Raw genomic sequence first — 16,961 nt, forward strand, 5'->3', positions numbered from 1 at the left:
GGGTCGGGGCGTCGCCCACCCCCCCACCTACTTTGTGGGGAGCGGCGTTTTCGACCGGCAGGGCCCCACGTCTTGGTGGCTTGTTCAGCCGAGTTCCTTCGGCGGCGTCCGGTCCGCGTCCACCTTCTCCACCCGCTCGAGCTCGCCCCACACCACGTAGCGGTAGCGGCTCGTGTAGACGGGCGTGCACGTGGTCAGGGTGATGTACTTGCCGGCCTTCTTCCTGCCGGACTCCTCGGGGACTGCGCCGAGGACCTCGACGTTGTACTTCGAGGTCTCGGGGAGGACGGCGTACACCGTGTAGATGTACCAGTTGTCCCGCGTCTCGAAGACGATCGGGTCGCCCTTCTTCAGTTTGTCGATGTTGTGGAACTTCGCGCCGTGGCCGTCGCGGTGGGCGGCCAGGGAGAAGTTGCCGTCCTTGCCGGTCATGGGCAGCGTGGCCTGGACGGGGTCGGTGTAGTAGCCGGCGACGCCGTCGTTGAGGACCTTCGACGAGGTGCCCTTCTCGACCAGGACCTCACCGTTTCTCATGGCGGGCACGTGCAGGAAGCCGATGCCGTTCTTGGTGTCGAGCGCTCCGGGGCCGGTGTCCTCCTGGGCCCAGGTGTCGCGGACCTTGTCACCCTGCTGGTCCGCCTTGCGGTCGGCGACGACGTTGGTCCACCACAGGGAGTAGACGACGAACAGGCCGAGCACCAGCCCGGCCGTGATGAGGAGTTCGCCGAAGACGCTGACGGCCTGGGCGATCCGGCCGCCCCGGCGCCGGGGCGGCGGGGCCGCGGGCGCGTCGGTGTGCTCTGCGTGCTCAGTGTCGTCGGTGGTCGCTGCCACGTTCATCTGCCCCTACTCGACGAGCGCATCCGGCTTGCCCTTGCTGCGCGGCCGTTCCTCGACCATCTTGCCCCAGACGATCAACCGGTACTTGCTGGTGAACTCCGGTGTGCACGTCGTGAGGGTGATGTACCGGCCGGGCCCGGTGAATCCGGAGTCCTTCGGCACGGGGTCGAGGACGCTCACGTTGCTCGGCGAGGTCACCGGCAGCATCGAGGCCATCTTGTAGACGAAGTACTCGTCCTGCGTCTCGACGACGATCGCGTCGCCCGGCTGCAGGCGGTTGATGTACCGGAACTGGTTCGCCGTGCGTGTTGCGGTGGCCCGCGAGCCCGAAGTTGCCGGTCTTCGCGTCGGGCATGGCCGTCCTGAGCGGATCCTCGCCGTAGTGCCCGACCATGCCCTTGTCGAGCACCTTCTTGTTGCTGATGCCCTCGGCGATCGGCACCACCACGTCCAGCTTGGGGATGTGCAGGATGGCGAAGCCCTGCCCGGGTGAGAAGGCGCCCGGGTTGCGCTTGCCGTTCGCCCAGTCGTCCTGGAGGCTGCTGGCCTCCTTGTCCGCCTGTGCGTGCGCCCGGACGTTCGTCCACCACAGCTGGTAGGTGACGAACAGCAGCATCAGCACGCCCGTGGTGATGAACACCTCGCCGACGGCCCGGCTGGCGACCACGGCCGCGCTCGGCTTGCGCGCGCGTGCCTGACGGCGAGCCTCCACGCGGGAGAGGGGCCGCGCCTCCTGCCCGTCCTCCCCGTCCTGACCTTCCGGCTGCCGCGTCGCCTCGGGCGGGCCGCCATGACGCCCGTGGCGACGCTTGGCGGCCTTTCTGCGGGCCGCCCGGCCGCCCGGCGTGGTTCCAGTGGCCGATGAGGCTGCCGGGGCCTCAGAAGCGGTCAGGGGCTCGCCGCCGAACACGGACTCCGGCGGCGGCGGTATCCGCAGCGCCACCGTCTCCTCGTCGATGGGAGGCTCGTACGGCGTGCCGCCGTACAAGTCCTCGCGCTCGGGGCGCAGCGCGGTCACGCCGTGGCCCTGCCCACCACCGGGGCGAGCCCCGCCGACCTCGCCACCGCACCCTGGTCGCCGCACTCCACCAGCCAGTTGGCCAGCATCCGGTGCCCGTGCTCGGTCAGCACCGACTCCGGGTGGAACTGCACGCCCTCGACGCGCAGTTCCCGGTGGCGCAGGCCCATGATGATCCCGTCGTGCGTGCGGGCGGTGATCTCCAGCTCGGCCGGGACGGTCGCCGGTTCCGCCGCCAGGGAGTGGTAGCGGGTCGCCGTGAAGGGCGAGGGCAGCCCGGCGAAAACGCCCTTGCCCTCGTGCTCCACCAGCGACGTCTTGCCGTGCAGCAGTTCCGGCGCCCGGTCCACCACACCGCCGTACGCCACCTGCATCGACTGCATGCCCAGGCAGACGCCGAACACGGGGACACCGGTCGTGGCGCAGTGGCGGACCATGTCGACGCAGACGCCGGCCTCCTCCGGGGTACCGGGGCCCGGGGAGAGCAGGACGCCGTCGAAGCCGTCCTGAGCGTGGGCCGTGGAGACCTCGTCGTTGCGCAGGACCTCGCACTCGGCGCCCAGCTGGTACAGGTACTGGACCAGGTTGAAGACGAAGCTGTCGTAGTTGTCGACGACGAGAATGCGCGCGCTCACTGGTTGTCCACCGTCACATCGTTGAAGGGAAGCAGCGGTTCGGCCCACGGAAAGACGTACTGGAACAGGACATATACGACGGCCAGAATCAGCACGATCGAGATCAGCGCCTTCACCAAGGCGTTTCCCGGCAGATGCCGCCAGATCCAGCCGTACATGCCGTCCCTTCCGTCGCACCACGGCACCAGACTCACGCCGTACCGCACCAGACTAACGGCGTAGAGCCTCAGGTTTGCCTGCCTCCACGGGCTGTGTGGAGTCCAGGTGCGCCCAGACGATCAGCCGGTGACTGTGCCCCCACTCGGGATCGCACGTCGTCAGCGTCAGATAGCGTCCGGGACGCGTATACCCCGACTTACGTGGCACAGGGTCGATCACCTCGACGTCCGTGGGCACGGTTTTGTACGGCCCTTGGTCGATCCGGTACGTGAACCAGGTCGTCCCGTCCGTCAGCACCACCGCGTCCCCGCGCCGCAGCCTCGGGAAGTCCTTGAAGGGGTCGCCGTAGGTGCGCCGATGCCCGGCGACGGAGAAGTTCCCCCTCTGCCCGAGCCGTGCGGTGCCCGCGTAGTGGCCCAGGCCCTTCTTCAGGGTGTCGGTGGCCGTCCCTTCGAGCACCGGCTTGTTCCACGTGAAACCGAGCCGCGGGATGTACATGATCGCGAAGGGCTTGCCCTGCCGGTACGGCGCCGGCGGCGCGGGGCTCGACGAGGCGCGGGCCGGCGAGGCGCCGGGCGCGGGCGGGGGCTGCTGCGCCCACTGGTGCTGGAGGCGGTCGATCTGGTCGTCCATCACATGGTCGGCCTTCACGCCCGTCCAGAACAGCACGTAGACGACGAAGAGCACGATCAGGGTGCCGACGGTGATGCACAGCTCGCTGACGGTCCGGACGATCACGCGCACCGGCGGCTCCCGTAAGGCGGCTACGTGCGGCTACTCCACTGGCTTCGCGTAGTGCAGGTCCACTGTGCCCGAGTAGCCGGGAAGAGTCACCGTCCCGTTCTCGGTGACTTTCCAGCCGAGCCCGTAGACGTTGACGTACACCATGTAGTTCTGGATCGCGGGGGAGTCCGCGAGCGCCCGCTGCAGCTTCTCCGGGTCCCCGACCGCCTGGATCTTGTACGGCGGGGAGTAGACGCGGCCCTGGAGGATCAGGGTGTTGCCCACGCAGCGCACGGCGCTGGTGGAGATCAGCCGCTGGTCCATGACCTTGATGCCCTGGGCGCCGCCCTGCCAGAGGGCGTTCACCACGGCCTGGAGGTCCTGCTGGTGGATGACCAGATAGTCGGGCTGCGGCTCGGGATAGCCGGGGAGCTTGGCGGTGGCGTTCGGCGGCGCGTCGTTGAGCGTGACCGTGATGGCCTTGCCCTTGACCGCCTGGGTGCCCGCCTTGTTCTCCAGCTGGGCGAGCTTCTCGTCCTCGGCCTGTGTGCTGCCGTCGTCGGACTCGGCCAGTGACTCGACGTCGTCGCGCAGGGCCGCGTTGGACTCGTCCAGTTCGCCGTTCTTGTGACTGCGTTCCTGAATCAGGTCGGAAAGCTTCAACAAGGACGTGTCGGTGCGGATATTGGTGCCCTTGGCCGTGTTGAAACTCGTGAAGAAAATGAGACCCGCGAGGGCGAAGACACCCGCGGTGAGCACCCGCACCGGCCGGAAACGGGGTCGGCGGGCGGGATCGGAACCCGTTGAACCCGTCCCGGGGGAGTCGGCAGAATTGCTCAACGTACCCTTATCTCCTTCGGCGCCGTAGAAGCACTACGCTAACGGACGCCCGGGGGAGCGCTGAGTGTCCCCCGATTCGTCCCCTTGGCCCACTGCTCCGAGCCCGACCCAGTACCCTGCGCGGCCACGCAGCGCATCGACAGGAGAGACCCTCGTGCCGAAGTCACGTATCCGCAAGAAGGCCGACTACACGCCTCCGCCGGCGAAGCAGGCGACCGCGATCAGGCTGAACAACCGTGCCTGGGTCGCGCCGGTGATGCTGGCCATGTTCCTCATCGGGCTCGCCTGGATCGTCGTGTTCTACGTGACCGACGGATCCCTGCCCCTCGACGCGCTCGGCAACTGGAACATCGTCGTCGGCTTCGGTTTCATCGCCGCCGGATTCGGCGTCTCCACCCAGTGGAAGTAGCCCCCGGATCACCTCTGCCCAGGGGTATCCACTGAGTTATCCACAGCCTCGGCGGATTTCCACATCTCGCCTGGGGAAAAGAAAGACGATCTGTGGATAACCCGTCGAGGGTTGACACCGATACGACTGCCACACCGGTCGCCGCAAACCTGTTCGCCCCCTGTCTGACCTGGTCAAACGCCGGGTCGATGACAGGGGGCACAGCTGTTCCCGCACGCTGTGCACAAGATCCGCCACACTGTGGAAACAGGGGTGCTCAGGTGAGCTGGCCCGTCCTCAGGAGGGTCAGCACGACGGCCGCGACGAGCACCAGGGCACAGGTACCGAACTGCACCAGCGCGCGCCGCTCACGCGGGGCGTGGACCATGCCGTAGCCGATGACGACGCCGGCGACGAGACCGCCGATGTGGGCCTGCCAGGCGATGTTGCTCCACCCGAAGGTGAAGATCAGGTTGATCACCAGCAGGGCGATGATCGGGCGCATGTCGTAGCGCATGCGGCGCATCAGGACGGCGGTGGCGCCGAAGAGGCCGAAGATGGCGCCGGAGGCGCCCAGAGAGGGCTGGTTGGGCGCGGCGAGAAGGTAGGTCAGCGCGCTGCCCGCGAGGCCGGAGACGAAGTAGAGCGCGAGGTAGCGGACGCGGCCGAGGGCCTGTTCGAGAGGGCCGCCGAGCCACCACAGGCTCATCATGTTGAACAAGATGTGGATGTAGCTGGCGTGCAGGAACATCGAGGTCAGCAGCCGGTCCCACTGGCCCTCCGCGACGCCCTCGAGTGGACCGAAGGCTGAGAACTGCGCCCTGCCGATCAGTTCGAACCGGTCGGTGAAGCTGTCGCCGACGGAGAGCTGGACCAGGAAGGCGGCCAGGCAGAGGCCGATCAGGATCTTGGTCACGAGCCGGGGGTCGGCCGTCATGGTGCCGCCCGCGAGCGTGCGCGGCCGGGACGCCGACGGCGCGTGCCCCGTGCCCGAGCCGCCCCGGACGCACTCCGGGCACTGGAAACCGACCGACGCGCTGATCATGCACTCGGGGCAGATCGGCCGCTCGCAGCGGCTACAGCGCACGCCGGTCTCACGGTCGCCGTGGCGGTAGCAGGCGGGCAGGCCGCTGTGGGCGTCGTCCTGCCGACTGCCTGGCGCCTGATCCATGAGGTCCCCCAACGTCGTCGTGTCGCAGGGCTTTGCCCCGCTCGTCCATACGGACGAGCGGGGCAATTGGTTCCCGGAGGGAACCGTCCGTCGAGCTGTCGGCCCTGCAGAGCCTGCCGGGACGGCTAGCGCTTCTCGACGACGACCGACTCGATGACGACGTCGTTGACCGGACGGTCCGTGCGCGGGTTGGTCTGGGTGCCCGCGATGGTGTCGATGACCTTCTGGCTGGCCGCGTCCGTGACCTCACCGAAGATCGTGTGCTTGCGGTTCAGCCAGGCCGTCGGGGCGACGGTGATGAAGAACTGCGAGCCGTTGGTGCCCGGACCCGCGTTGGCCATGGCCAGCAGGTAGGGCTTGTCGAAGCGCAGGTCCGGGTGGAACTCGTCCTCGAACTGGTAGCCGGGACCGCCGGTGCCGTTGCCCAGCGGGTCACCGCCCTGGATCATGAATCCGCTGATCACCCGGTGGAAGACCGTGCCGTCGTAGAGCCTGGCCGTGGATCGCTCGCCGGTGGCGGGGTGGGTCCACTCGCGCCCGCCGGTGGCGAGGCCGACGAAGTTCTCGACCGTCTTGGGGGCGTGGTCCGGGAAGAGCCGGACCTCGATGTCGCCGTGGTTGGTCTTCAGGGTGGCGTAAAGCTGCTCGGCCACGATCTGCCTTCCGTTGTCTTCCTGTGACCCCCTGATCCTCGCACGCCGGGGCCCAAACGTCGCCCGGCGACCGCTGCGGACGCCGTATCCGCCCACTTCGCGTACGGAAAAGCGCCCGACTCGTCCAGGACGGGAGCGAGCGGAGCCGATCCGTGGCATTGTCGACGACAAGCACACGTTGCCCCGTATTCACCCTCTCTTGTATCCGATCACTACGACTCGGGACGTTCGGCACCCGTATGCCCGTCCGAGCATGCCCAGGCAGCCGTCGGCAGGCATGATCCGTAAAAGGGTGGAAAGTCGAAATACCGTACGCCACCGAGGAGGAGGAACCCGTGACCCGCATCGACAGCGTGCGCGCCGCGACCGGCTCGGCGAAGGACAGCGTGCTGCACGCCGCGGAAGTGGTGGCGCCCTACGCCGACACGGCCAAGGAGAAGGCCGCGCTCTATGCGCATGAGGCCCGCGTACGGCTCGCGCCCAAGGTGTCGCAGGCGGCAGGACAGGCCCGCGTCCAGTACGGCGCCCATGTCGCCCCCCGCCTGGAGCAGGCACGGGCGCACGTGCCGCCGAAGGTCGACCATGCCGCGCATGAGGCGGCCGTCCGGACGCGGCATGCCGCTCGGCAGGCCGCCGACTATTCCCGGCCCAGGATCGAACAGGCGAAGGCCGTGGCCGGGCCCGTGAAGGACGAGGCCGCTGCCCGGGGTGTCGCCGCGCTGGCCGCGCTGCGCGGTCAGGTGACGCCGAAGGAGATCCAGAAACTGGCGCGCAAGCACCGGCGCCGGGCCAGGGCGGGCAAGCTCGCCAAGGCCCTCACCGTGCTGAGCGTCGTCGCCGTGGGCGCTTTCGCGGCCTGGAAGTGGTGGGACAAGCAGGCCAACCCGGACTGGCTGGTCGAGCCGCCCGCCGCCACGGAGGTCCCCGCCGGAGGCGGTCTGACCTCGGTGGACGCCACCAACCAGACGACCGCCCTGGACCCCGAGGTACAGGCGAAGGAGGCCGAGGAGGAAGCCGCGAACCGCGAGGACCGCAGCTGAGGCCTGGCCGAGGCCTTGACCGAGGCGCTCACGCGCTGAAGACCGTTTCACGTGAAACACCCCTCCGATCTCGTTTTCCGAGGTCGGAGGGGTGTTTCCGTTGCTGTGGAGCCTAGGGGAGTCGAACCCCTGACATCTGCCATGCAAAGACAGCGCTCTACCAACTGAGCTAAGGCCCCTCAAAGGAAGCGTCCGGCCGGACAAGCCTTGTACCGGCGGGCGCCGCAGACCAGAGTACCGGGTCACCCCCCGTATCTCGCAAAAAGATTGGGGGTCCCCGCGGATGACCACTCTCCGTAAGATGCTCGGCGTGGTTCGCTACAGCGAACCGCGGTTTTCTGGGGAAGCGATGGGGAGACGCACATGGACGCCGCACAGCAGGAAGCCACCGCGAGAGCGCGGGAACTGCAGCGGAACTGGTACGGGGAGCCGCTGGGGGCGCTCTTCCGTAAGCTCATCGACGATCTTGGTCTCAACCAGGCTCGTCTCGCGGGGGTACTGGGGCTGTCGGCGCCGATGCTGTCGCAGCTGATGAGTGGTCAACGGGCGAAGATCGGCAACCCGGCCGTGGTGCAGCGTGTACAGCTGCTCCAGGAGCTGGCGGCCCAGGTCGCGAACGGCAGCGTCAGCGCCGGCGAGGCGACCGAGCGCATGGACGAGATCAAGAGGTCGCAGGGGGGATCGGTGCTCAGCAACACCACGCAGACGACGAGCGGTTCGGGGGCGCCCACGGTCAAGCGCGTGGTCCGCGAGATCCAGTCGCTGCTGCGCTCCGTGGCCGCCGCGGGCGACATCATCGAGGCCGCCGACAGTCTCGCCCCGACCCACCCGGAACTGGCAGAGTTCCTCCGGGTGTACGGCGCCGGCCGCACCTCCGACGCGGTCGCGCACTACCAGTCCCACCAGAGCTGAGCCCGGCGCCCGGTCATCGAAGGGGGTTCGGCGACCGGGCCGACGGCAGGCAGAGGGGGCCGCGAAGAGCATGGGGTGGCTCTTCGCCGCGGGACGAGCACGCGCGGGGGATCGCGAGGGATCACGGGGGTCGTATCGCTCATCACGGGGGTAGCGAGGGGGTAGTAGGGGGAAACCGCAGGGGGAGGAGCGACGCACTGCCATGGGTGAGGTCTTCGGCGGACGGTACGAACTCGCGGACCCGATCGGCCGTGGAGGGGTCGGCGCCGTCTGGCGTGCATGGGACCACCGGCGCCGCCGCTATGTGGCCGCCAAGGTGCTCCAGCAGCGCGACGCCCACTCGCTGCTGCGCTTCGTCCGCGAACAGGCGCTGCGCATCGACCATCCACATGTGCTCGCCCCCGCCAGCTGGGCCGCCGACGACGACAAGGTCCTCTTCACGATGGACCTGGTCGCCGGCGGTTCCCTGGTCCACCTCGTCGGCGACTACGGCCCCCTGCCCCCCGCGTTCGTCTGCACGCTCCTCGACCAACTCCTGTCCGGGCTCGCCGCGGTCCACGCGGAAGGCGTCGTGCACCGCGACATCAAGCCCGCCAACGTACTGCTGGAGGCCACCGGCACGGCCCGGCCGCGGCTGCGGCTGTCCGACTTCGGCATCGCGATGCGGTTCGGCGAACCGCGCCTGACCGAGACCAACCTCGTGGTGGGCACGCCCGGTTACCTCGCCCCCGAGCAGATGCTGGGCTCCGAACCCGACTTCCCCGCCGACCTGTTCGCCGTCGGACTGGTCGCGCTGTACCTCCTGGAGGGCGCCAAGCCGGACACCAAGGCGCTCGTCCAGTACTTCGCGGAACACGGAACTCCGGGCGCTCCCCAGGGCATTCCCGAGCCGCTGTGGCAGGTCGTGGCCACGCTGCTGCAACCGGATCCCCAGGCGCGCTTCCGTACGGCCACGGGGGCGCGCAAGGCGCTGGCGGCGGCCGTCGAACTCCTGCCCGAGCCCGGCCTGGACGACGAGCAGATCGAGATCTTCGACCAACTCGGTCCGCTGCCCGAGGGATTCGGCCCCGAGGGCCCGCTGAAGCCCGCCTCGGGCATCTCGGTGAGACCGCCGGCCTCCGGGCGAACGGCCCCGGAGCAGGAGCCGGGCGCCGGCTCGGGCACGGATTCCCTTTCGGCCTGGCCCGGCACAGGGTCCGTGGCGTCAGGGGCGGCCGGCACGGGCTCCGTGGCGGCGTACGCCTCGGGGAAGAGCAGCCCTCCGGCGCCAGGCGCCGTGACCCCCACCCCGGATCCACGTCGGCCCGCACGCCAGGCGCCTCGACCAGCCGCCCCCGATGCCACTCCCGTCCCCTCCATGTCGGACACCGGCAGCTTCCACCTGCCGCCTCCGCAGGCCACAGGCTCCTTCCCCTCGGCGACCGCGCCCCCGCAGTCCCCCATGCCTCCTGCCCCCACCCACGCTCCCCCTTCTCCTCCCCATCCGCAGCACCCCGCCCCGGTCCCGGCCGTCTCCCCGTACGAGCCCACCTACGCGCTGCGCTCCCCCGAGCCCCGTGTCGACACGTCCACCGCTTCGTACACTGCTCAGGACCCGCACTCAGCCCCCGCAAAGCCGGAACAAGCCCGTAGGGGTCACCGCCGCGCCCGCTCTGCCCGCCGCCCCGGCCCGCCGGCCAAGGTCGCGCTTCCGCTCCTGCTGCTCGCGCTGGCCTGCTACGCCGTGGGCTTCTGGGCGTGGGCGCGGATCTGAGCGTCAGGCCCGGCGCCGGGCCATGACCGTCCACACGCCGAGCACCATCAGCAGCGCCGTGCCGGTGCCGAGGCCGCCCACGGCGACGGCCTTCATGGCGGTGCCGCCGCCCTCGCCACCGGACGTGCCGCCGGCTGCCGCGGCCGTCGTGCCCTGCGTGCCTTGCGCGCTTTCCGTGTCGGCCTCGAAGACGCCGCGCGGAGCCGACTGCGCCGCGTACCCCGGCCCGGAGTGGGCCGCTCCGCCGATCCCGACGCGCAGCTTCAGACCGTAGGGGCCGTCGCCGAAGCGGTCGGCGACCTTCGCCGCGAGATGCACGACGAGGTAGTGGGAGCCGGCGAACCGCAGGCTCTTCGTCGGGTTGGTGAGGGCGTACCGGTTGGCGTACCGGACCGGCGGCAGCGGGGGCAGCGCGGTCGACGTCTGCCGGCCGCCGTAGCCGATGCTCGTTTCGTCGACCTCGGCGCGCACGGGGTTGTAGAGGGTCAGGTCGAGCGCGGGGACCACGAAGCCGGTGTCCTGCTCGGCGCTGTCCAGGTCGACGGTGGCGTACAGCTGCTGCCCCCAGCCGACGGGCACCTTGTAGAAGAGGGTCTGCCCGGGAGCGATGTCGTCGCGCCAGACGCCCTGGGCCAACGGGGTCGCCCGGGCGAAGCCCGCGCCTCCCGGGCGGCGTACGGGCTCGGCCACGGGCGGCGCGGGGGTGGCGGAGTTCCATGTCTCGGGCACGCTCGTGGCGCCGGCCTTCTCCAGGGGCGGCTCGGTGACGGGCGTGAGCTCGAGCTCCCAGGGCTGGTCGGACTCGTCGCCGCCCGTGCCGGCGCGGTCGACGACGACGTAGTACGTACCGGGCCCCTGGCACAGCTTCTTGCCGGGCCGGATCTCACGTGCCGCCCAGGCCGTGAGCGGGCGCGGGCTCCGGGAGGCCCCGACGGTCACGGAGTCCTGGGAGCAGCCGGTGCCGTCGGCGTCCTGCACGGAGATCTTGATCCCGTCGCCGCTCGTGAGTGTGGCGTCGGCGCGGGGGACGGCCGTCACGGAGACGTACGTGTTCGAGGCGCCGTCGAGTTCGAGGCGGTAGTAGGTCTTCCCACGGCTCGTGAAGGAACTGCGGTAGGTCGTGCCGGGTTCCAGGCGTACGGCGTCCTGGGTGCCCGGCGCGGCGGTGACGCTCCGGGCGTCGGCGTCGAAGCCGTAGGAGGGCACGTCCGCCGCCACGGCGACGGCCCCCGGCAGGACCGCCGGTGCCGCACAGATCACAGCGGCCACGACCGTCACTCGCCGTACGGCACTCCGCACGGCGGCCGTCCACCTCGCACGCCGGCCCACCACACGCCCCCTCGCCCTCGGCACCCGATCCTGCCCGGATCCGACCGTGGGCCATCCTGCCCCGCCGGCCCGCGCACCACCCGCGCATTCCGTACGAGCGTCCGAAACGCCCGCCTCTATCCCGGGCCGGCGTTCCCCGCAACACAAAACCCCGACCGCGGAGGCGGCCGGGGTCTGCTCAGTTTCCGGTGTCGGTACTCACGAACCCGTGGGCACGGAGTCAGTCGCCTCCGTCCACAGATCCTGCTCGGCGCGATCCGCCTGGATCTGGCGGTACACGAGGAGCCCGCCGATGGCGGCCAGTGCGACCAGGAGAAGCTTCTTCACCGCGCGACCTCGTCTTTCCTTGACGTAGGGGACCTCTGGCGCCCGACTATACACACCGACCGATATCAATCGGTGACCTGCGCCGATCCCCGGCTCTCGCCCTCAACTGCGCGCCAGGAGACGGTGACCGGAGCGGATCACGGCCTCCGGCCGGAGGGTGATCACACGCCCACGGAGGGCGATTCACGCCGGGCCTGTCCTCATTTCCATTTTTTCTCCGGGTTTGCGCCCATTCGAGTGGTACTCATCGGAACACAGCCGCGCCACGAGCGTCGGTCCACCACTTCCGAGCCCCCATACACATCATGAGGAAAGTACGCAAATCGCCCGCCTCCGAAAGTGAGGGGACATGGCCGAGAACCGAGTCATGAAGCTGTGGACCGCCATCATCACCGCCTTCCTCGCGCTGTGCACGGCGCTCGGATTCGTCACGACGACCGCCACGACGGCGGTAGCGCAGACCGAGCCGACGCGCAACACCGGCAAGAGCGGCACCACCGCCCACCCGACCGTGTCGACGATGTCCCCCTGGTCCTGGCTCCACGCCCGGTCACTGCCCCCCACGATGAAGCAACGCATCCGCGCCGAGGCCCACGGAAAGTCCCCCAACTGCCGCCACCGCTCCCTCAAGGACGCGGAGCCCGCCGACCACCTCCCGGCGCCCTGCGACCCGGAATCGACCCCACCGGACCCCACGCCGCCGATCCCCCGCCAGCGCTGACCCCGCGCTCCTCCTCTCCCCCCAGCACCACGACGTCCCGCGGCACTGCGACATCCCGCAGCACTGCGACGTCCCGCACCACCACGACGACGTAACGGCGACTTGCGTACAGCCCATACGAAGCAGGCCCGGCAGCTCCCCTGGAGCCCCGGGCCCTCGCCGTGGTCCGACATGACCCATGACCCATGGATGGGCCCCCCGTGGCCTACTGCCGGCACCCTGCCCAGCGTCGCAGCTTCCTGACGGCGCCTGCCTTGTGAAGCCGTGTGTCCGGGATCTCGCCGGAGCTCGCCATGAGGGCTGTGACGGGGGTCCATCTCGTCCGTCCTGTGGGAGCCGTCCATCTGACTGCCGGGAGGTCCGTGATCCCGGTGATGCGGTCCCGGGCGATCACCCGAGTGCGCAGGAAACCTCGTATCACCAGCCTCGAATGCTCGCAGGTCACTCCGAGTCGGTATCCACGCACGGCGAGGACCACGAACCCGATCACGGCGACACAAGCCGTGAGCCGTGCGACGCCTGTACGGGCCTGTGCCGCGTAGGCAAGGCCGGCAGCCGCGGGGACGGCCCCGAGGCTGCTGTTCGCGAGGCGGTTGAGCGCCGACGGCGAGAGTTCCATGAGGCTCCTCGTCCGTCACGGGGCCGACCACAGCCGTTCACCGCTGTTGGTGTCCGACGATGTCAAAAGACCCCCGGTCCTGGTGGACCGGGGGTCTTCTCGCTGGTGGGGCTAACAGGATTTGAACCTGTGGCCTCATCCTTATCAGGGATGCGCTCTAACCAACTGAGCTATAGCCCCGCCGCGCTCTGCGGTGTGTGTCCCGCGCGCTGACTCCTGAAGATTAGCGCACGACGTGGGCAGTCCCAAAATCGGTTCCCGGAGGACCCTCGGCGGAGGTTTGGAACGACCGCCGAGGCTGATGTCACTCGTCCTCGGCCAGCGTCAGCTCGATGCCGCCGACGAAGCCGGCGGACAGGTTGTAGATGAAGGCGCCGAGCGTCGCGAGAGCCGTCGCGAGGACGACGTCGATGACCGCGATGATCGACGTGAACATCAGGACGTGGGGGAGGGAGAGGAACGACTGGAGGTCGAAGCCGTTCGACTCGTTCGAGCCGGTCGCCTCCGAGATCGTGCCACCGACCGTCGAGAAGACGCCCATCGCGTCCATCACCATCCACAGGACGGCCGCCGCGACGATCGTGCAGATGCCGAGCGCGATGGAGAGCAGGAAGCTGACCTTCATCACCGACCACGGGTCGGCCTTCGCCACACGCAGCCGCGCCTTGCGCACCCGGGGCGTGGTGCGGGCGCCGGTGCGCGGACGGCGTACCGCGCCCGCCGGGGCGGCCTGGGTCTGGTAGGCCTGCGGCGGGTGGTAGGGCCCGGAGGGCTGCTGCGGCTGGCGCTCCCCGGGCAGCGGGGAGGCCTGCGCCTCCGCGGCGGCCTGCGGCTGCGCCTGGGCGCCCGGAGCGGCCGGGCCCGCTCCAGCCGCGTGCTGGGTCTGCGGGCCTCGGGTGTCCGTCACAGTTCCCCCCTGGGATCCATGAGTGTCGGGCGAGGGCGAGTCCTTCGCGCCCTTCACGGGCGCCTTGATCGCCTGCAGCCTGGTCGTGTGCTGGTCCGTCACACGGGCGTCGGCCCCGCCGGCGCCCGCCCCCCGCGCGTCGGTCACACGCGCGTCCTTCGCCCCCGCGGCGGAGCCACGGTCTCCGTCGTCCGTTTCCTTACCGGCAGTAGGACCGGTAGAAGGGCCGGAAGAGGTGCCGGCCGACGTACCGACCGAACCGGCGCCCGTGGCTCCGCTCACGATGACTCACTCCTCGTGCTACTCGGCCGAGGGCGCCTCGCCCTCGTCCGTGCCGCTGGTCGTGGCGTCCTCCGCGGACTCGTCCACGGCGATGTCGCCGTCGACCTCCTCCGCCTCACGCCCCGCCTCGGCGTTACGTGCGATGCCGACGACGGCATCGCGCTTGCCCAGGTTGATCAGTTGGACGCCCATGGTGTCACGGCCCGTCTCCCTGACCTCATTGACTCGCGTACGAATCACACCGCCACCGAGCGTGATGGCGAGGATCTCGTCCGTCTCCTCGACCACCAGCGCGCCGACGAGCGAGCCCCGATCCTCGACGATCTTGGCGGCCTTGATGCCGAGGCCGCCGCGACCCTGAACGCGGTACTCGTCGACGGCGGTTCGCTTCGCGTACCCGCCGTCCGTGGCAGTGAACACGAACGTACCGGGTCGAACAACATTCATCGAGAGCAGCTCGTCGCCCTCGCGGAAACTCATGCCCTTGACGCCCGAGGTGGCGCGGCCCATGGGGCGCAGAGTGTCGTCCGATGCAGTGAACCTGATCGACTGCGCCTTCTTGCTGATCAGAAGCAGATCATCGTCGGCCGAGACCAGTTCGGCACCGATCAGTTCGTCGTCGGAACCGTCCTCCCGCTCACGGAGGTTGATCGCGATCACACCGCCGGAGCGGGGCGAATCGTAATCCTTCAGCGGCGTCTTCTTGACCAAGCCGGCCTTGGTGGCCAGCACCAGGTAGGGCGCCGCGTCGTAGTCGCGGATCGCGAGGATCTCGGCGATCGCCTCGTCCGGCTGGAAGGCCAGCAGGTTCGCCACGTGCTGGCCCCGCGCGTCACGGCCGGCGTCGGGCAGCTCGTACGCCTTGGCCCGGTAGACCCGGCCCTTGTTGGTGAAGAACAGCAGCCAGTGGTGCGTGGTCGAGACGAAGAAGTGGTCGACGATGTCGTCTTCCTTGAGCTTCGTGCCGCGCACGCCCTTGCCGCCGCGCTTCTGCGCGCGGTAGTCGTCCGTCTTCGTCCGCTTCACATAGCCACCGCGTGTGACGGTGACGACGATGTCCTCCTCGGCGATCAGGTCCTCGATGGACATGTCACCGTCGTAGGGCACCAGCTTGGTCTTGCGGTCGTCGCCGTACTTCTCGACGATCGCGGCCAGCTCCTCGCTGACGATGCCGCGCTGGCGGACCGGGGAGGCGAGGATCTCGTTGTACTCGTTGATCTTCGCCTGGAGTTCGTCGTGCTCCTGGACGATCTTCTGGCGCTCCAGTGCGGCCAGACGGCGCAGCTGCATCTCGAGGATGGCGTTGGCCTGGATCTCGTCGATCTCCAGGAGCTCCATCAGCCCGGTGCGCGCGACGTCGACGGTCTCACTGCGCCGGATCAGCGCGATGACCTCGTCGATGGCGTCCAGGGCCTTCAGCAGACCGCGCAGGATGTGCGCCCGCTCCTCGGCCTTGCGCAGGCGGAAGCGCGTACGGCGGACGATGACCTCGATTTGGTGCGTCACCCAGTGGCGGATGAACGCGTCCAGCGACAGCGTGCGCGGCACGCCGTCGACCAGCGCCAGCATGTTGGCGCCGAAGTTCGTCTGCAGGTCGGTGTGCTTGTAGAGGTTGTTCAGGACGACCTTGGCGACCGCGTCCCTCTTGAGCACGATGACCAGGCGCTGGCCCGTACGCGACGACGTCTCGTCACGGACGTCCGCGATGCCGCCGATCTTGCCGTCCTTCACCAGGTCGGCGATCTTCTGCGCGAGGTTGTCGGGGTTGACCTGGTAGGGCAGCTCCGTGACCACCAGGCACTGGCGGTTCTGGATCTCCTCGACCTCGACGACGGCGCGCATGGTGATCGAGCCGCGGCCGGTGCGGTACGCCTCCTCGATGCCCTTGCGGCCCACCACCAGGGCGCCGGTCGGGAAGTCCGGGCCCTTGATGCGCTCGATGAGGGCGTCCAGCAGCTCCTCGTGCGAGGCCTCCGGGTTCTCCAGGTACCACTGGGCGCCGGCCGCGACCTCGCGCAGGTTGTGCGGCGGGATGTTCGTCGCCATGCCGACCGCGATACCTGCGGAGCCGTTGATCAGCAGGTTCGGGAAGCGGGCGGGCAGGACGGTCGGCTCCTGGGAGCGGCCGTCGTAGTTGTCCGTGAAGTCGACGGTCTCCTCGTCGATGTCACGGACCATCTCCATCGACAGCGGCGCCAGCTTGCACTCGGTGTAGCGCATCGCCGCCGCCGGGTCGTTGCCCGGGGAGCCGAAGTTGCCGTTGGAGTCCACCAGCGGCATCCGCATCGACCACGGCTGCGCGAGGCGCACCAGCGCGTCGTAGATCGAGGAGTCGCCGTGGGGGTGGTAGTTGCCCATGACGTCGCCGACCACGCGGGCGCACTTGTAGAAGCCGCGCTCGGGGCGGTACCCGCCGTCGTACATGGCGTACAGGACGCGGCGGTGGACGGGCTTGAGACCGTCACGGACGTCGGGCAGCGCACGGGACACGATGACGGACATCGCGTAGTCCAGGTAAGAACGCTGCATCTCCGTCTCGAGCCCGACGGGCTCGACGCGCATCGCGAGTTCGCCGCCCTGTTCAGGGGTGGCTGGGCCAGAGGAAATGTTCGGGGTCTCGTCGGCCATTGCTGGTGAAGATCCT

At 69.3% G+C, this 16,961-nt stretch carries 16 protein-coding genes, 2 tRNA genes and 1 pseudogene; 5 read left to right on the forward strand and 14 right to left on the reverse strand.

From position 1 onward, the window contains the following. Positions 1-84: 84 nt before the first annotated feature. From ACPT94_RS13865 to ACPT94_RS13890, 6 genes and pseudogenes are all read right to left on the reverse strand, one after another. On the reverse strand, positions 85-840 hold the full coding sequence (locus ACPT94_RS13865) for a class E sortase (RefSeq protein ID WP_360347278.1): 756 nt from the start codon (positions 838-840) through the stop codon (positions 85-87). A 6-nt stretch (positions 841-846) separates the two neighbouring features. Further along, positions 847-1,858 (reverse strand): annotated as a pseudogene (locus tag ACPT94_RS13870) (class E sortase). Continuing rightward, positions 1,855-2,493, reverse strand: a complete 639-nt coding sequence (locus ACPT94_RS13875) for an aminodeoxychorismate/anthranilate synthase component II (protein WP_360347282.1) — start codon at positions 2,491-2,493, stop codon at positions 1,855-1,857. Before ACPT94_RS13875 ends, ACPT94_RS13870 begins: the two are co-directional and overlap by 4 nt. Further along, positions 2,490-2,687, reverse strand: a complete 198-nt coding sequence (locus tag ACPT94_RS13880; RefSeq protein WP_360347284.1) for a hypothetical protein — start codon at positions 2,685-2,687, stop codon at positions 2,490-2,492. The genes ACPT94_RS13875 and ACPT94_RS13880 overlap by 4 nt, the downstream gene beginning before the upstream one ends. A gap of 16 nt (positions 2,688-2,703) precedes the next feature. Further along, positions 2,704-3,396 carry a class E sortase gene (locus tag ACPT94_RS13885; RefSeq protein WP_360347286.1) on the reverse strand — a complete coding sequence of 231 codons (693 nt, stop codon included), beginning with the start codon at positions 3,394-3,396 and terminating at the stop codon, positions 2,704-2,706. Between the two features lie 30 nt (positions 3,397-3,426). Beyond that, the gene (locus ACPT94_RS13890; RefSeq protein ID WP_360347288.1) at positions 3,427-4,215 is read right to left on the reverse strand and encodes a DUF881 domain-containing protein; all 789 of its coding nucleotides are present in this window, start codon (positions 4,213-4,215) and stop codon (positions 3,427-3,429) included. Positions 4,216-4,369: 154 nt separating this feature from the next. Here ACPT94_RS13890 and crgA point away from each other — a divergent pair, with 154 nt between their 5' ends. Beyond that, on the forward strand, positions 4,370-4,624 hold the full coding sequence (gene crgA, locus ACPT94_RS13895) for a cell division protein CrgA (RefSeq protein WP_360347290.1): 255 nt from the start codon (positions 4,370-4,372) through the stop codon (positions 4,622-4,624). Positions 4,625-4,880: 256 nt separating this feature from the next. Here the strand turns inward: crgA and ACPT94_RS13900 are convergent, their stop codons facing one another. Next, entirely contained in the window at positions 4,881-5,774 is an 894-nt protein-coding gene (locus tag ACPT94_RS13900; RefSeq protein WP_360347292.1) for a rhomboid family intramembrane serine protease, read from the reverse strand. 125 nt (positions 5,775-5,899) lie between these two features. Continuing rightward, positions 5,900-6,427: a peptidylprolyl isomerase gene (locus ACPT94_RS13905; RefSeq protein ID WP_360347294.1), complete on the reverse strand. Its 528-nt coding sequence runs from the start codon at positions 6,425-6,427 to the stop codon at positions 5,900-5,902. A gap of 335 nt (positions 6,428-6,762) precedes the next feature. Here ACPT94_RS13905 and ACPT94_RS13910 point away from each other — a divergent pair, with 335 nt between their 5' ends. Continuing rightward, positions 6,763-7,467 (forward strand): DUF5324 family protein, encoded by a 705-nt coding sequence (locus ACPT94_RS13910; protein ID WP_425245941.1) that lies wholly within the window; start codon positions 6,763-6,765, stop codon positions 7,465-7,467. A gap of 106 nt (positions 7,468-7,573) precedes the next feature. On the opposite strand, the gene ACPT94_RS13915 is transcribed toward ACPT94_RS13910, so the two are convergent. Next, positions 7,574-7,646, reverse strand: a tRNA-Ala gene (locus tag ACPT94_RS13915). 184 nt (positions 7,647-7,830) lie between these two features. On the opposite strand from ACPT94_RS13915, the gene ACPT94_RS13920 reads away from it, so the two are divergent. Further along, entirely contained in the window at positions 7,831-8,379 is a 549-nt protein-coding gene (locus tag ACPT94_RS13920) for a helix-turn-helix domain-containing protein (protein WP_360347298.1), read from the forward strand. A gap of 202 nt (positions 8,380-8,581) precedes the next feature. Next, positions 8,582-10,132 carry a protein kinase domain-containing protein gene (locus ACPT94_RS13925; protein ID WP_360347300.1) on the forward strand — a complete coding sequence of 517 codons (1,551 nt, stop codon included), beginning with the start codon at positions 8,582-8,584 and terminating at the stop codon, positions 10,130-10,132. A gap of 3 nt (positions 10,133-10,135) precedes the next feature. Here the strand turns inward: ACPT94_RS13925 and ACPT94_RS13930 are convergent, their stop codons facing one another. Together ACPT94_RS13930 and ACPT94_RS13935 are read right to left on the reverse strand one after the other, a co-directional pair. Then, positions 10,136-11,401: a hypothetical protein gene (locus ACPT94_RS13930; protein WP_425245942.1), complete on the reverse strand. Its 1,266-nt coding sequence runs from the start codon at positions 11,399-11,401 to the stop codon at positions 10,136-10,138. A 258-nt stretch (positions 11,402-11,659) separates the two neighbouring features. Then, on the reverse strand, positions 11,660-11,788 hold the full coding sequence (locus ACPT94_RS13935) for a DLW-39 family protein (protein WP_003999697.1): 129 nt from the start codon (positions 11,786-11,788) through the stop codon (positions 11,660-11,662). Between the two features lie 349 nt (positions 11,789-12,137). On the opposite strand from ACPT94_RS13935, the gene ACPT94_RS13940 reads away from it, so the two are divergent. Further along, positions 12,138-12,509 (forward strand): DUF6344 domain-containing protein, encoded by a 372-nt coding sequence (locus ACPT94_RS13940; protein ID WP_360347304.1) that lies wholly within the window; start codon positions 12,138-12,140, stop codon positions 12,507-12,509. A 722-nt stretch (positions 12,510-13,231) separates the two neighbouring features. Here the strand turns inward: ACPT94_RS13940 and ACPT94_RS13945 are convergent. From ACPT94_RS13945 to gyrA, 3 genes are all read right to left on the reverse strand, one after another. Then, positions 13,232-13,308, reverse strand: a tRNA-Ile gene (locus ACPT94_RS13945). 124 nt (positions 13,309-13,432) lie between these two features. After that, positions 13,433-14,317 (reverse strand): DUF3566 domain-containing protein, encoded by an 885-nt coding sequence (locus tag ACPT94_RS13950; protein ID WP_425245943.1) that lies wholly within the window; start codon positions 14,315-14,317, stop codon positions 13,433-13,435. An 18-nt stretch (positions 14,318-14,335) separates the two neighbouring features. Then, positions 14,336-16,945 (reverse strand): DNA gyrase subunit A, encoded by a 2,610-nt coding sequence (gene gyrA, locus ACPT94_RS13955; RefSeq protein ID WP_425245944.1) that lies wholly within the window; start codon positions 16,943-16,945, stop codon positions 14,336-14,338. Positions 16,946-16,961 lie beyond the last annotated feature (16 nt).

This window comes from Streptomyces aurantiaciflavus, assembly GCF_049808595.1.
Lineage (GTDB): Bacteria > Actinomycetota > Actinomycetes > Streptomycetales > Streptomycetaceae > Streptomyces.

Excerpts from the sequence above, each read along its gene's own strand:
- ACPT94_RS13925 (WP_360347300.1), top strand. The coding sequence starts at position 8,582 with ATGGGTGAGGTCTTCGGCGGACGGTACGAACTCGCGGACCCGATCGGC.
- gyrA (WP_425245944.1), bottom strand. The coding sequence starts at position 16,945 with ATGGCCGACGAGACCCCGAACATTTCCTCTGGCCCAGCCACCCCTGAA.
- ACPT94_RS13920 (WP_360347298.1), top strand. The coding sequence starts at position 7,831 with ATGGACGCCGCACAGCAGGAAGCCACCGCGAGAGCGCGGGAACTGCAG.
- ACPT94_RS13900 (WP_360347292.1), bottom strand. The coding sequence starts at position 5,774 with ATGGATCAGGCGCCAGGCAGTCGGCAGGACGACGCCCACAGCGGCCTG.
- ACPT94_RS13940 (WP_360347304.1), top strand. The coding sequence starts at position 12,138 with ATGGCCGAGAACCGAGTCATGAAGCTGTGGACCGCCATCATCACCGCC.
- ACPT94_RS13865 (WP_360347278.1), bottom strand. The coding sequence starts at position 840 with ATGAACGTGGCAGCGACCACCGACGACACTGAGCACGCAGAGCACACC.